The organism is Chondromyces crocatus (assembly GCF_001189295.1).
GTDB lineage: Bacteria > Myxococcota_A > Polyangia > Polyangiales > Polyangiaceae > Chondromyces > Chondromyces crocatus.
In genome coordinates this window covers 8,186,426-8,201,385 of record NZ_CP012159.1, presented here as the reverse complement: position 1 = coordinate 8,201,385, position 14,960 = coordinate 8,186,426, and the positions used below count along the sequence as shown (strand labels likewise).

Sequence of the window (14,960 nt, the reverse complement as noted above, 5' to 3'; positions counted from 1 at the left end):
TGCGTTCGGTCGCATTCGCTTCCGTGCGACCGACCGGCGTGGCGTGCCGTCCTCGCTCCTGGTCACCACGCGGCTGCTGACGACGTCGTCCGTGGGGGGCCCCGGTGCGGCCGCCGACGTCGACGAGGTCTCTCTGAAGTCTCGCCAGTCCGACCGAAAAGACCGCCATTCGTCACCGTTCCGCCAGGCGTCATGCTCCGGGGGTGGCTGAGAACCGTGAAACCTCCGTCGCTTGCACGCGGCGGGCGCTGCTGGGCTGGGGAGCCCTCGGGGCAGGCGCGCTCCTCGGCACGGGCTGTGGACATCAGCAAAACCGGGGAGCGGCTCGGCCACACCAGCACCTGAAAGGCGACGAGGAGAGAATGAATCAGGATGTCGTGATCGTGGGAGGGGGCCCTGCGGGCCTCAGCGCGGCGCTCACCCTCGGGAGGAGCCTCAAGAAGGTGCTGCTCTGCGACGGAGGCATCCCGCGTAACGCGGCGGCCGCGGAGATGCACAACTTCGTCACCCGAGACGGGACACCCCCGCGCGAGTTCCGGCGGATCGCCCGCGAGCAGCTCGCCGCGTACGAGTCGGTGACGCTGCGGGACGGGCTGGTGGTCGATGTCGTGCGCGAAGGCGAGTTCCTGCGCGTCACGATGGACGATGGCGCCTCCCACCTCACCCGGCGGGTGCTTCTCACCGTGGGGGTCGTCGACGTGATGCCCGACATCCCCGGCGCCCGGGAGCTGTGGGGTCACAGCATCGCCCAGTGCCCCTACTGCCATGGCTTCGAAGTCCGGGGGCTCCCGTGGGGCGTCGTGGCGACCAGCGCACCGCTCGCCGAGCATGCGCTGCTGCTCACGGGCTGGACCGATGATCTCGTGGTCTTCTCCGAGGGGGTGGAGCTGCCACCCGACATCCTGGACCGGCTCTCCCGGGCGCGCGTCCGCGTGGAGCCGCGCCGCATCCGGCGCCTTCTCGGAGAGAAGATGCTGGAAGCCATCGAGCTGGAAGATGGCCATCAGGTCGCCCGGCGCATGCTGTTCCTTCGACCGGCGCAGCGACCTGCGCCCCTGGTCGAGCGGCTCGGGCTCGCGCTCGACGAGCACGGCGTCGTGCGCGTCGACGCCCAGCAGCAGAGCTCGATGCCGGGCGTGTCCGTGGCGGGCGACGCGTCCACCATGATGCAGGCAGCCATCGCGTCCGCATCGGCCGGCACGCTGGCCGCAGCCTTCTTGAACCTCGGTCTGACGGTCGAGGCCGCAGGCCGGAGAGCTTCCGTCCCGTGACCCGGCAGAGGGCCTCCGATCGCTGCTGCGCCTGCACGACGGCGGGGGCGTGTTACCCTCGGCGGGTGGCGGCCGATGCGCAGTTCCCGATCGACTCCCTCGGTTCCGACCTCATCCGTGTCGGGCGACAGCCCGCGGCGCGGTTCCGGTCGACGAAGCGTCCAGCCGTCCACTCCTACGCCGTCCTCGCGTTCCATCTGGGCGGTCAGCTCAGGATGGAGCATCACGGTGAGCTGACCCTGACGGCTGGACAGGTTCACCTGATCCCTGCTGGTGACGCGCACCGCGTGCTGGCGGCGAGCGCCGTCGACATGTGCGGGATCGCCTTTTGCCACAGCTGTCTCGCCGAGGATCGGTTTCGCGATCTTCTCGCACCGCTCGACCGTGTCCGCCGAGGGGCCTTCCCGGTCGTCGAGCTGCCGACCGAAAGGCAGTCGCACGTGCTCCACCTGCTCGAAGAGCTCGAGCGTGAACTCGCGCGCTCGGCGGGCATGCTGCCCATCGTGGCCGAGAGCCTGCTGGGCCTCATCCTGGCCGAGATCGTGCGCGCGGCGCCCGTGGAGACGACCCTCCGGGAGACGCCTCCCCTCGTCGCCGAGGCGCTCGCCTTCATCGAGTCGCGCTGCCTGGGACCTTTGACCCTCGGCGAGGTCGCCCGGGCGGTGCACCGCTCCCCCGCTCACCTGACCACGGCCGTGAAGCAGGCGACGGGGCGCTCGGTGGTCGCCTGGATCGTCGAAGGCCGCCTCGCCGAGGCGCGGCGACGCCTGCGTGAGACGGACGAGTTCGTCGAGATCATCGCCGAGCGGGTCGGCTACGCCGACGCCAGCCAGTTCAGCCGTCTCTTCCGCCGCCACCACGGCATGGCGCCTGCCGCCTGGCGCGCGCGCGAGCGGACGAAGCACCGTCCGGGATTGCTCCCCGGTGGCCTCGTCTCCGATCGCGGCGATGCCCTCGTCGCAGAAGCTCCCGCGTCCCCCTTCGTCTCCCCCCGCGGGACCGCGCCCCTCAGGGCGTGGTGAGCGCGCGGGCGCCGACGAAGCACGACGCCACGTCCTCGTCCGTGACCTCGGCCAGCGTGGCGGGCTTCCAGCGCGGCGCGTGATCCTTGTCCACCAGCACCGCGCGGATCCCCTCGCGGAAGTCGTGGCGCAGGGCCATCGCCTCGCTGAGGTGGGTCTCGATCGCCTTCACGTCCTCGTATGGGAGGCCGCGGCACAGGCGCAGGTGCCGCAGCGTCACCTTCAAGGCGGAGGGAGACATCCGCGACAACGTACTCCTCGTCGCCTCGGACCACGCCGAGCCCTCGGCTGCCAGCGCGTCGAGGATGTCCTCCACGCGGTCGGCGGCGAAGCAGCGATCGATGACCTCGGCGTGGGCGCGCAAGGGGGAGGCGCCAGGGTCCGTGGTGAAGCGCGCCAGGGTCTCGGACACCAGCCCGTGCGCATCGGCCTCGTCCCAGCGGGCACCCGTCAGCGCATCGAGCAGCGCGTCGAGCCGGTCCTGCGGGACGTGGTGCGTCGCGTACCCGAGCCACAGCGCATCCGCCGCATTGCACCGCGCACCCGTCAGGCCCAGGTAGGTCCCCGCCTCGCCAGGGAAGCGCGGCAAGAACCACCCGCCGCCCACGTCGGGGAACAGCCCGATCGCCGTCTCGGGCATCGCGAACATCAGCCGCTCCGTGACCACCCGGTGCGAGCCGTGGAGCGAGAGCCCCAGACCGCCGCCCATGCTGATCCCGTCCACCAGCGCGATGAACGGCTTCGCGTAGCGATGGATGCGGTGGTTCAGTGCGTACTCCTCGCGGAAGTACGCCAGGTGGAGCGGCTCCTCCCCCGCGGGGGACGAAGCGCCGACCGAGACGGCCACGGCGCGCACGTCGCCGCCCGCGCAGAACGCCTTGCCGCCCGCGCTCCGGATCACGACGGCCTTCACCTCGGGGTCGCGCTCCCAGGCTTCGAGGCGCGGAGCGATCTCGCGGATCATCCCCAGATCGAGCGCATTGAGCGCCTTCGGGCGATCGAGGGTCACCACGCCGAGGGGCCCGCGGGTCTCCAGCCGTACGTCCTTGCTCATGGCGCCCTGTGTACCCGATCCAGCGCACCTGGAGAATGCGTGGCGACATGGAACGCCTCGCGACGTCGAACGCCGCGACCCGTGATCGCTCAGCCGCTCGCCGTCTTCTTCTTCTCGCTCGCTCCGGCGCGCAGCTTGGGCACGCCGACGCGCCGGACGAACGCGATGAACCCCTCCATCGTCGGTGACCCATCGTCCTGCCGCCACACCATCAGCAGGCTCGTCCTCGGCCCGCCCACGAGCGGCCTGAACGACAGCCCACGACGGCCGAGCTGCCGGATCGACTCGGGCAGGATCGCGATGCCGAAGCCGGCGGCGACCATGCTGGGGATGTCGAGCAGCGGCGCCTCCTGCACGATGCGAGGAGAGAAGCCCGCCGCGCGGCACAGCGTGATGATCTGGTCGAAGAAGCCAGGCCCGCGCTGCCGTGGGAAGGAGACGAAGGGCTCATTGGCCAGGAGGGCGAGCGGGATGCGCTTTCGAGCGGCCAGGGGGTGCTCGCTCGGCAAGGCGACCACCAGCTCCTCGCTACGCACGCATTGCCGCGCGATGGTCGGATCATCGAGCGGCGCCCGCACGAACCCGACATCGATGCGCCCCTCCTTGAGGGCCTCGAGCTGCTCTTGCGGGTACATCTCCCGCAGGGCCAGCTCGACCGTGGGGAAGCGGAGCCGGTAGGCGCGGACCAGATCGATGATGCCGCTGTAAGCGAGCGAGGACAGGTAGCCGATGACGAGCCGGCCCGTCTCTCCCACGCTGGCTCGCTTGGTCTCCTGCAAGGCGAGCTCGACCGTGCCGAAGATGCGCCGGACGTGCGTGAGGAACACGCTGCCGGCCGCCGTCAGCTCCACGCCCCGAGGAGAGCGATCGAACAACGAGACGCCGATCTCCGCCTCCAGGTCCTGGATTTGCCGGCTGAGCGGGGGCTGCGCGATGTGCAGACGCTGGGCCGCGCGGCCGAAGTGTCGCTCTTCGGCGACAGCAAGGAAGTACCGGAGGTGCCGCAGCTCCATACCCTGAAGGTATAGCGCAATGCCCGACAATATATTGGACGAACGGCCGCTCCGACCCAATTGTCGACCTCACCCTCGCCGTGGCCCCGCCTCCGGGCGTCGTCGCGGGTGGAGGCAGAAGGAAGTGGCGCCATGTGGCTCGTCATCACCGCGCTGAAGCGCCCGTACACCTTCATCGTGATGTCGATGCTCATCCTCATCATGGGCATCTTCACGATCGTCCGGATGCCGACGGACATCTTCCCGAACATCGACATCCCGGTCATCTCCGTCATCTTCAACTACGGCGGTCTGCCCGCCGAGGAGATGGAGAAGCGCGTCGTCAACAACTACGAGCGCTTCCTGACGACCGTCGTCAGCGACATCGATCACGTCGAGAGCCAGTCGCTCACCGGCATCTCCATCGTCAAGGTCTTCCTCCAGCCGGGCGCCAGCGTCGACGCCGCCATCGCGCAGATCACGGCGGCCTCGCAGAGCGTGATCCGCTTCATGCCTCCAGGCATGACGCCACCGCTGGTCCTCCGCTACAGCGCCTCCAACGTGCCCATCATGCAGGCGGCGCTGGAGAGCGAGTCGATGAGCGAACAGCAGCTCTTCGACTACGGCGTCAACTTCATCCGCGCCGATCTCGCGACCATCAAGGGCACCCAGATCCCCTGGCCCTACGGCGGCAAGCAGCGCCAGATCATGGTCGACATCGATCCCCAGCGTCTCTACGCCTGGGGCCTCTCGCCGCGTGACGTGAACACCGCCCTCGGGCTGCAGAACGTCATCCTGCCCTCCGGCTCGGCGAAGATGGGGGAGAACGAGTACCCCGTCATCATGAACAGCAGCCCGGCGGCCCTGGAGGAGCTGGGATCGCTGCCCATCAAGACCGTCAACGGCAAGACGATCTTCGTGCGCGACGTCGCCAACATCCGCGACGGCAACTCGCCCCAGCAGAGCATGGTCCACGTGAGCGGCGGGCGCAGCGTGCTCATGACCATCCTCAAGGCCGGCAGCGCCAGCACCCTCGACGTGGCCGCGCGCATCCGCGAGATGCTCCCCGCCACCATGGACCGGCTGCCGAAGGAGCTGAAGGCGACCCTCCTCTTCGACCAGTCGGTCTTCGTGCGCGCCGCGGTCGATGGCGTCGTCCACGAGGCGATCATCGCCGCCGCCCTCACCGCCCTGATGATCCTGCTCTTCCTCGGGAGCTGGCGGAGCACGCTGATCGTCATCACCAGCATCCCGCTCTCGATCCTGGTCTCGATCATCCTCCTGGACGCGCTGGGGCACACCCTCAACACGATGACCCTGGGCGGCATGGCGCTCGCCGTCGGCATCCTGGTCGACGACGCCACCGTCGCCATCGAGAACATCCACCGGAACCTCGGTCAGCGGAAGCCCTTCATCCGCGCCATCGTCGACGGTGCCCAGGAGATCGCGGTCCCCGCGCTCGTCGCCACCCTCTGCATCTGCATCGTCTTCGTGCCGGTGGCGTTCATCACCGGCGCGGCGAAGTCCCTCTTCGTCCCGCTCGCGCTGGCCGTCGTCTTCGCGATGCTCATGTCGTACGTCCTCTCGCGGACGCTCGTCCCGACGATGGTGCGCTTGCTCTTGGAGCGCGAGTCCGAGGAGCACGCCCACGGCGATCACGGCCCTCCGAAGAGCTTCTTCGGGCGCATCTACGCCGCCTTCAACCGCGGCTTCGACCGCATGCGCATGGCCTACGGCGAGCTCCTCGCCTGGGCCCTCGCCCACCGGTTCGGCTTCGTCACCGGCTTCCTGGTCTTCGTCGCGGCCTCCGTCTCGCTGCTCCCCCTGCTCGGGCGCGACTTCTTTCCGAACGTGGACGCGGGCCTCATCAAGCTCCACGTCCGCGGCTCCCCCGGCACCCGCCTCGAAGAGACCGAGCGCAACATCGCCCGCATCGAGCAGACCATCCGCGAGGTGATCCCCTCCGAGGAGATCGACACCCTCATCGACAACCTCGGCATCCCGGCGAGCGGCATCAACCTCTCCCTCAGCGAGGGCGCGCTCATCTCCTCGGCCGACGGGCAGATCATGATCTCGCTCAAGCACGGGCATCAGCCGACCGAAGGCTACGTCCGCGGCCTCCGCGAGAAGCTCAACGCCACCTACCCGGACACCACCTTCTTCTTCCTGCCCCCGGACATCACCACCCAGGTCTTGAACTTCGGCCTCCCGGCCCCGATCAACGTCCAGGTGGTGGGCCCGATCGGCAAGGAGCCCGAGACCTACGAGGTGGCCGTCAAGATCGCCGAGCGCATGAAGAAGATCCCCGGCGCGGTCGACGTCCACCTCGCCCAGGTCAACGACCGCCAGCAGCTCCGCATCAACGTCGACCGCACCATGGCCGACCAGCTCGGCCTCAGCCAGCGCGACGTGGCCAGCGACATCCTCGTCTCGCTCTCGTCGAGCGGCCAGGTCTCCCCGAGCTACTGGCTGGACAAGCGCGGCGTGCAGTACCTCGTCGCCGTGCAGACCCCGCAGCACGCCATCGGGTCCCTCGACGACGTGAACGTCACCCCCCTGTCGACCGGCGGCCAGCCCCAGTTCCTCTCCAACGTCGCCCAGGTCGCGCGCGACACCGGCCCGGTCAACATCACCCACTACAACGTCGCCCGCACCTTCGACGTACAGGCCAACGTGGAAGGTACCGACCTCGGCTCCGTGGCCAGCGCCGTCAACCGCGTCATCGACGAGCTCCAGCCCGAGATGCCCCGCGGCACCAAGGCGACCGTCAAGGGCCAGGTCGAGAGCATGGAATCCTCGTTCCGGGGCCTCGGCTACGGCCTGATCTTCGCCGTCGTGCTCGTGTACCTGCTGATGGTGGTGAACTTCCAGTCGTGGCTCGACCCGCTGGTCATCCTCATGGCCCTGCCCGGCGCGGTCTCCGGCATCGCCTGGATGCTCTTCCTCACGGGGACCACGCTCAGCGTGCCTGCCCTGATGGGGTCGATCATGTGCGTCGGCGTCGCCACCGCCAACAGCATCCTCGTCGTCACCTTCGCCAACGATCAGCGCAAGGTGGGCCGCGACGCCACGACCGCCTCCCTCGCCGCCGGCATGACCCGCCTGCGCCCGGTCATCATGACCGCCTTCGCGATGATCATCGGCATGCTCCCGATGTCGACTGGCCTGGGCGAGGGAGGCGAGCAGAACGCCCCGCTCGGCCGCGCCGTCATCGGCGGCCTGCTCGTCGCCACCATGACCACCCTCTTCTTCGTGCCCGTGATGTACAGCATCCTCCGGAAGAAAGCGCCGGCCACGGATCCACTTGCGGAGAACCTATGACCCCCCGAGACGAACACCCCGCCGCCGAGACGCATCCCCCTGTCCAGCCCGCCGACGATCTCGGCTTCGACCTGCCCGCGCCGGCCATCGTCACGCCGATCCGCCTGATCGCGGTCGGCCTGATCGCCGTCGGCGTGCTCGGCGCGGCGTTCGCCACCGCGTACCTCCCGCGCCGGAGCGCCCGGATCGCGCTGGAGCAAGGCGTGAAGGCGCAGGAGGGGGCGGCGCTGCGGGTCGAGGTCCTCACGCCCAAGGTGCTGTCGAGCGATCGCGCCATGCTCTTGCCAGGCAGCGTCCAGCCCCTCGAAGAGACGGTCATCTACCCCCGGGTCAGCGGCTATGTCCGCAAGTGGCTGGTCGACATCGGCGACAAGGTGACGGAAGGCCAGCTCCTGGCCGAGGTCGACACCCCCGAGCTCGACATGGAACTGGCCCAGGCCCGCGCCCAGCTCGCCCAGGCCAGCGCCGGCCTGGTCAAGGCCCAGGCCAGCCGTGACCTGTCGAAGTCCCTCCTCAAGCGCTACCAGGCCCTCGTCCCCGAGGGCGTCGCCTCCCAGCAGGAGCTCGACCAGCGCCAGGGCCAGGCCAGCGTCGACGAGGCCAGCGTCACCGTCGCGCAGGCCACCATCGCCGCTCAGAACGCCAACATCCAGCGCCTCCGCGACCTCAAGGCCTTCGCTCGCCTCGTCGCTCCCTTCGCCGGGACCGTCACCTCCCGCACCATCGAGCGCGGCGCCCTCGTCACCGCGGGCAACGGCACCCCCCTCTTCCGCATCGCCGCCACCGACCCGGTGCGCGTCTTCGTGGGCATCCCTCAGGACGTGGCCCCCAGCGTCAAGGTCTCTGCCCCCGCCGAGATCAAGGTGCGCGAGTTCCCCGGCCAGCCCTTCCAGGGCACCGTGGCGCGCACGTCCGGCGCTCTCGACGCCGCCACCCGCACGATGAACACCGAGGTGCGCGTCCCGAACCCCGACGGCAAGCTCCTCGTCGGCATGTACGCCGAGGCTTCCTTGACGCTGCCGTCCCCGCACCGCGTGCTGGAGGTCCCCGCCACGGCCCTCTACAGCGACTCCAGAGGCCTGCGGGTCGCCATCGTCACCGCGGAGAACACGATCCACTTCACGCCCATCACCGTCGAGCGCGACACCGGCGCGACCTTGCAGATCGCGACCGGCCTCGAAGAGAGCGACCGCGTCGTGAAGCTCGCCAACGCCGAGCTGAGCGAGGGCATGGCGGTCGAGATCCTGTCTCCGAACCCGTAGGGCAGCGGACGTCGCAACGCCCCGGGAGCACGCGTGGAGCCCATGGCGCCCGGGGCCCTTGGTCGAGCCACCGTCAGCGGCCAGAACTCCGCCGACGACTGTCCATCGTGAGGCCGTTACCCAGCCGACGCCTTGTCGGCCGGGAGCCCCGTCAGCGCCTCGCTCCGCTCCCAGAGCTTCCTCGCCGTGACGTCGTCCAGCGCGTGCGCCGCTGGCCGCTTCACCTTGCGCTTCACGTAGTACTCCCCGCTCACCCCCTCCAGCTCCCGCGCGCTGGCCAGGTACACCGCCGTGTCCGCCCCTTGCTCGGGCGTCAGGAAGAACGGCTTCAGCAGGCCGATGATGCGCTTCGCCCACACCCCGTTGTTCTTGCCGAGCCCCGTCGCCACCGCCCCTGGATGCACGCTGTTCACCGTCACCCCGCTCCCGGCGAGCCGACGCGAAAGCTCTCGCGTGAACAGGATGTTGCAGAGCTTCGACTGCCCGTACACCCGCATCCACCCGTAGCGGCGCTCGTTCTGGAGATCGTCGAGATCGAGCGGCGCGAACCGGTGGGCGTCGGACGACACGTTCACGATGCGGGCCGGCGCGCTCTCCCGCAGCCTTTCGAGCAGCAGGTTCGTCAGCAGGAACGGCCCCAAATGGTTCACCGCCAGCGTGGCCTCGATCCCGTCGACCGTCACCTCCCGCTCCAGGTTCACCAGCCCGGCGTTGTTGATCAGCACGTGGATGCGCGGGTAGCGCCCGAGAAGCTCCCCTGCGACCCGCCGCACCTCCGCCTGCACCCCGAGATCGGCCAGAAAAAGGTCCGTCTCCTTGCCCGTCGCCTCGCGAATCTCGGCCTGCAGCGCTTCGCCCCGGGCGCGGTCCCGGCACACCAGCACCACCGAGGCCCCGCTCCGTGCCAGCGCGATCGCCGCCGCCTTCCCGATGCCTCCCGTCGCGCCGGTGAGCACCACGATCCGCCCTTCCATCGTATCGAACGCCATTCTGTCCTCGTCCTTTGCGGCGCAGGATAGCGCGGTGGATCCCCGTGCCCACCCCGAGCGAGCGCGCGGAGCACGGCGGCGACCGGCCTGGCGCTTGCACCTCCGCCCTCCTCTCCCCCCAGCGCGTTCCACGCCTGACGCCAGCGCGCTTCTCATCCGCACGTTTCCCGGAGGAGGTCCATGATCCGTCGCCGACTCGTCTGCTCCACCCCGCTGTTCGCCCTCCTCTGTGCCGCATGCAGCGGCCAGCCCTCGGACGACGCCACCGTGACGATCACCCCCGAGGAGCTGGAGTCGGCGGCGGCCCTCACCGGAAGCGAACCCGAGCCTGGCATCGGCGCGAGCGACGCCGAACCCGGCATCTCCTCCGCGGGCGCCCGGCAACGCTACGGCTGCGAGCCCGGCGGCGCGCTCCCGGGCCACACCTACCTCTTCGTCGACGCGGCGGCCGCGCCGGGTGGCAGCGGCGCGCGCCAGGCCCCCTTCGCCACGCTCCAGGCTGCCTACCTCGCCATCCAGAGCGGCCAGAAAGCGATCCTCTGCATCGCCGAGGGCACCTACGTCGAGCGCGTGGGCAGCCAGGCCGACCGCTTCACCTCGGGCACCGAGTACACCCTCGTCGGCGGCTTCCGGGCCGGCCAGAGCTTCGCCGAGCGCGACAGCGTCCGCTACCGCACCGCCGTGAAGGCGCCCGACCGCGCGAGCGGCACCCTCGTCTTCGGCAACGTCCGATCCCTCACCCTTGACGGCCTCGACCTCTCCGGCGGCCTCCACGGCGTCCTCATCGCGAGCGGCTACTCCGCGGGCCGGACCCTCGTCGTCCGCAACAACCACATCCACGACAACGGCATCGAGGGCCACCACGACCACCGCGGCGGCGGCCTCCGCCTCTCCGGGACGCAGGTCGTGATCGAGCACAACCTCATCGAGAACAACGCCGCGGGCGCAGGCGGCGCAGGCATCTTCATCGGCTCCTCGCCCTCCTCCGAGCGCAACACCCGCATCGGCGGCACCCTCCAGGTCAGCCCGGCCCTCGCGACGATCGCCCACAACATCGTCCGCGACAACGTCGCCCGCTACGACACCCCCCACGGCGCCGGCATCTCCGTGAGCATGAACGCCCACATCCACCACAACCGCATCGAGGGCAACCGCGGCCACGCCCCCTTGAACGGCGCCGGCGGCCAGGGCGTGGGCGGTGGCATCATCGCCCAGTACCCCCTCATCACCGTCGCCATCGAGTCCAACTGGATCGCGCGCAACGTCGCCCCCAAGGCCGGCGGCGGCATCTTCATCGACGAGGCCTCCATCGGCACCCTCGTCAACAACGTCATCGTCGACAACCAGGGCGTCGGCGCCATCTGCGTCGACGGCCGCGGCTCGGGCAACGCCCCTGACGACCGCGGCTACGCCACGATCGCGAACAACACCGTCACGGGCAACTCCGACGGCGCCGTCTACGTCCTCGACTCGACCGTCACCGCTTACAACAACGTCTTCTGGGCCAACGGCGCGCGCGACATCCTGTCCGCCACGAGCGGCGCCATCCCCGAGGACATCACCCTCGATCACAACGTCCTCGCCTCGGGCTGCACCGGCCCCGCCCTCTGCACCCTGGGCGCTCACAACCGCCTCGGCGAGGACCCCCGCCTCCTCGACCCGGCCCGCGGTGACTACCACCTCGCCCCGAACAGCCCCGCCGTCCGTGCGGGCACCTCGGCCCTCACCCCGGCCTTCGCCTGCCCTGGCGCGCTCACCACCCCCCCGCCGGACGACTACGCCGGCGTCGCCCGCTCCACCACCGCGGGCATCGACCTCGGCGCCTTCGCTCGCTGATTCCGAGCGTTCCGCCACTGTTGTCTCAGCGGTTTTTCTGCACGACCGAGGTCTGATGAGCGTGCGTGCTGCACCTCACCGTCACACAGATTCCAGCATCGCAGTGTAACGCTCGATCTTGTCCCGGAGATAACTCTCCAGCCCATCGAGATTTTCACGAAGGAACGCTGTGAATTCAACGCTGTGCCCCGTGCGGCGGAGCGCGTCCTTCAGCGATGCGCTCGTGGGCGCGTCGGCGAGGCCCTCAGCGTCCTCCGGCGATGCGCTCGTGGGCGCGCCGGCGAGGTCCTCAGCGTCCTCCGGCGGTGCACTCGTGAGTGCGCAGACCGTGTATTCACCGTATTTCGGCGGGCCAGCGTCCATTGCAATCAGATCAGGCTTGAGAGACTTGTAAGCGGCGAACCCACGACCAAAATTACTTGTAAGGCCCGCGCGAACTCGAATGGCCGGCTCGTACACGGTGCTGCGACGCTGTCCGAGTCTCTTGAAATCCTCGGTGAGCTTCTCCACCTCCTCCGTGGAGGTGTGAAGGAGGGTGTCGAGTCGCGTGTCGAGCGTGGTGCACTCCAATCGCCATGCTTCACGGGTCTCGGTTGGCGTGGCGATCGAAGGACGGCGGAGGATGAACTGCATCAGGCCCTCGCCGGGATCTCCGGGCGTGGGCGGCTGCAGGAGAGCGTAGGTTGCTGCCATATCGAGACTCACCCAGCGCAGCATGAATTCCGATTCCAGCATGCGTGCTCTCCGAAGAAAGTCTCGATCTCGCTGGCGTACGACCTTCGATGCCCACGGGCCACGCACTTCCCAAACGCCGAGATGGCGAGGCGTGTCGGCGTACCCAGGCTCCGCCTCGATTTCGCGATCGTTCAGGAAGGTCTCGACCTCGGCAAACTCGGAACCAAGCGTGACGAGCGTCAGAGTATTCGGGTTTCCTGGCCTGCCCTGACGTCGTGACTGGGCATCCAGTGATTGGCTGACGGCATAAAAGGAACTCGTGAATCCGCTGCCCTCCATGAGCACCTTCCGCACTTTTTGACGCTGCTTGGCATGGGCTGCATCAAGGCAATACCAGTAGCTCACCCGGTTCAGTCGGTTCGTATTGATCCGGACGATTCGCTCCAGCGTCGGGGGCTTTGGCACTGGCAGCGCCAGCACGATCGAGAGGCCCTCGTACCAACGTTCGAGGTGGCCGTGCAGCTTGTCGAGCCATGCGCGATCATTCGAGAGCATCACGAAGAGCGTGCGCTGGAAGTCGTGACGGCATGCATCGTTGAGCCGCTCCGCAAGGTGGGCGAGCACAGCATCAGGACCCGCTTGCCTGGCCTCATAGAACTCTTTGGGAGACATCTCCGTCCAGGGCCTGAGCATGCTGTCTTTGTGCATGTCGTCGCAGACGATGACGCGGACGCGAGAGTCGTCCGACTTGACGAATCCCCTCAGCTCTTCGAGCCAGTTCTGCGTCTTGTGCTCATCGACGAGCTTGAACACGGCGTGCCTTGTAGCGTTTTCGATTGCCTGTTCATCAGGTGAATCCGTGGCCACGAGCAGGTGCCAGAGGTTGTTGCGAAGGTCTGGCTTCGATTCGCCTCTCTTGGTGCGCTCGTAGTCTTGCGAAAGGCGGGTGCTGAACATCGATTTCCCCGAACCCTGGGGACCATGAACGAGCAGTACCGCGGCGCTACGGCGCGCGTAGACTTGGCGGAAGGCCTTTTTGAACTGCTCAGCGAGTTCCTTCCAGTGCGCGATGTCGACCTGGTAGTTCTCGTATTGATCGAGATACTCGGCGCGTGCGGGGAACTCGAGTTCGTCGTAAAGGTCAGTCATGGCCCACTTCCTCTCGTACCACGTCGCCCGCTGTCGGCGAGCGTCTTCTCGTGGGAAGCGGAGGGCCATTTCGTGAGCCCTCAAAGCTACTTGCCCTGCTGACCGGGGCGATCGGGACGCGCCCCCCGCAAGCCTGCACATCCCTGCTCGGACAGGGACCCCTCACGATGTTGGATCTACGTCGCTGAGTCTCATGCATATGGCCGGGGACTTCGCCTGCCTCCCGATGCAACGAGCGTTAGGTCCGAAGCGACGAGACATGCCTGAGTTTTACGGGTGGATCGCTGGGTGGTGAGACCCGGCGAGTTTTGCTCGGCGGTGCGGCAAGGGGGCGCTCCTCTACCGTACAAAGTCAGAGCAACAGAGTAGGCTGTCTGGTACGGCCGCCCTCTGCCAGAGGCCGAATCAGGCTGCCGCACGCGGGCGAAGGGCGCGCTTACATCGAGAAGCACTCACGCCGTCGCTCTGATTCATCACTTCTTGATCTCGGCCTCGAGCTGGTCCAGCTCCTTCTTGTAGCTGTCCGTCGTGATCTGCGTCTTCGCCTTCTCCTCGTAGTCGGCGGGCACCGCAATCTCCGTGTCGGCGACGGCCCCTTGCGCCGTCGCCACACTCGCCACCTCGGGACCGGCGTTGCCACCATCGCAGCCGACGAGCGCGAGGCAGAGGGGCAGGGGAGCGAGCCATGCAAATCGGTTCATGGGTCGTTACTTCCTGTTGTTCAGATAGGTCTTGTAGCGCGCGTTCTCTTGCTCCAGCAGCGCCTTCGCCCGCGCCGCCGTCGCCGTGTCTCCCGACGCCTCGGCGAGCGTCTGGATCCGCTCCAGCCGCGCCACCCGCTCGGCGTGGCTCTGCATCTCCTTCTTCAGCGCCTCGTCCATCGGCCGCGTCTTCAGCGTCTCGTCGAGCGCAGGCCGCTCCTTGTCGACCTGCGTCTTGCGCCGCTTCGCGTGCTCGCCGTCCTCCTGCCCTCGCGCCGCACCCGGCTGCCCCCGCGTCCCCTCGGCCTTCTCCCCGCGCTCCCCGCGACCCTGGCCTGCCTCCCCGGGCTTGCCCTGCCACTCCCCGGGGCGCTGTTCCCCGTTCTTCCCGCCGCTGGGCGGCTCTCCCGCGCGCGGCTCGCCGCTCCTGCCAGGACCAGGCCCTTCACCGGGCTTGCCGCCACGCTCCCCGTGCCCTCGGGCATCGCCCGCGCCGGGTCGCCCTTGCGCGCCACCTTGCTGCGCAGCCGTCGGCGGTTGGGCCGATGCGAGCCCCGCACCGAGCACCATCGCCGCGACCCAGGACGCGATCCATCGTGTCTTCTTCATGGCCGATCCTCTCCGGTGGGCGGCCGTCACGGACCGTGTCGCGCGGGGGCCCGACCCTCACGCCAGGCCCGTGTCCAGC

The 14,960-nt window shown here is 68.7% G+C and carries 11 protein-coding genes; 5 read left to right on the top strand and 6 right to left on the bottom strand.

Annotated elements, in window-relative coordinates; all coding sequences use genetic code 11:
- Positions 1-362 precede the first annotated feature (362 nt).
- Complete coding sequence (locus CMC5_RS29450) at positions 363-1,271, top strand: NAD(P)/FAD-dependent oxidoreductase (protein ID WP_050433516.1); 909 nt, start codon at positions 363-365, stop codon at positions 1,269-1,271.
- On the top strand, positions 1,268-2,293 hold the full coding sequence (locus CMC5_RS29445; protein WP_082362909.1) for an AraC family transcriptional regulator: 1,026 nt from the start codon (positions 1,268-1,270) through the stop codon (positions 2,291-2,293). Before CMC5_RS29450 ends, CMC5_RS29445 begins: the two co-directional genes overlap by 4 nt.
- Here the strand turns inward: CMC5_RS29445 and CMC5_RS29440 are convergent.
- Both CMC5_RS29440 and CMC5_RS29435 read right to left on the bottom strand, forming a co-directional pair.
- Entirely contained in the window at positions 2,280-3,347 is a 1,068-nt protein-coding gene (locus tag CMC5_RS29440) for an enoyl-CoA hydratase/isomerase family protein (RefSeq protein WP_050433515.1), read from the bottom strand. The two genes, CMC5_RS29445 and CMC5_RS29440, sit on opposite strands and share 14 nt — an antisense overlap.
- Positions 3,348-3,436: 89 nt before the next feature.
- Positions 3,437-4,360: a LysR family transcriptional regulator gene (locus tag CMC5_RS29435; RefSeq protein ID WP_050433514.1), complete on the bottom strand. Its 924-nt coding sequence runs from the start codon at positions 4,358-4,360 to the stop codon at positions 3,437-3,439.
- A gap of 132 nt (positions 4,361-4,492) precedes the next feature.
- Between CMC5_RS29435 and CMC5_RS29430 the strand changes: the two genes are divergently transcribed.
- Both CMC5_RS29430 and CMC5_RS29425 read left to right on the top strand, forming a co-directional pair.
- Positions 4,493-7,660, top strand: coding sequence for an efflux RND transporter permease subunit (locus CMC5_RS29430; protein WP_050433513.1), 3,168 nt, complete (start codon positions 4,493-4,495; stop codon positions 7,658-7,660).
- Positions 7,657-8,922: an efflux RND transporter periplasmic adaptor subunit gene (locus CMC5_RS29425; RefSeq protein WP_050433512.1), complete on the top strand. Its 1,266-nt coding sequence runs from the start codon at positions 7,657-7,659 to the stop codon at positions 8,920-8,922. The genes CMC5_RS29430 and CMC5_RS29425 overlap by 4 nt, the downstream gene beginning before the upstream one ends.
- 116 nt (positions 8,923-9,038) lie before the next feature.
- On the opposite strand, the gene CMC5_RS29420 is transcribed toward CMC5_RS29425, so the two are convergent.
- Complete coding sequence (locus CMC5_RS29420) at positions 9,039-9,911, bottom strand: SDR family oxidoreductase (protein WP_245677813.1); 873 nt, start codon at positions 9,909-9,911, stop codon at positions 9,039-9,041.
- A 180-nt stretch (positions 9,912-10,091) separates the two neighbouring features.
- On the opposite strand from CMC5_RS29420, the gene CMC5_RS29415 reads away from it, so the two are divergent.
- Positions 10,092-11,747, top strand: coding sequence for a right-handed parallel beta-helix repeat-containing protein (locus CMC5_RS29415; RefSeq protein WP_050433511.1), 1,656 nt, complete (start codon positions 10,092-10,094; stop codon positions 11,745-11,747).
- 81 nt (positions 11,748-11,828) lie between these two features.
- Here CMC5_RS29415 and CMC5_RS29410 read toward each other — a convergent pair whose 3' ends face one another.
- The 3 genes from CMC5_RS29410 to CMC5_RS29400 all read right to left on the bottom strand — a co-directional run bounded on the left by CMC5_RS29410 (position 11,829) and on the right by CMC5_RS29400 (position 14,881).
- The gene (locus tag CMC5_RS29410) at positions 11,829-13,571 is read right to left on the bottom strand and encodes a hypothetical protein (RefSeq protein ID WP_156338936.1); all 1,743 of its coding nucleotides are present in this window, start codon (positions 13,569-13,571) and stop codon (positions 11,829-11,831) included.
- Between the two features lie 473 nt (positions 13,572-14,044).
- Entirely contained in the window at positions 14,045-14,272 is a 228-nt protein-coding gene (locus CMC5_RS29405) for a hypothetical protein (protein WP_050433509.1), read from the bottom strand.
- Between the two features lie 6 nt (positions 14,273-14,278).
- Positions 14,279-14,881 carry a hypothetical protein gene (locus CMC5_RS29400; protein ID WP_050433508.1) on the bottom strand — a complete coding sequence of 201 codons (603 nt, stop codon included), beginning with the start codon at positions 14,879-14,881 and terminating at the stop codon, positions 14,279-14,281.
- Between the last annotated feature and the right edge of the window lie 79 nt (positions 14,882-14,960).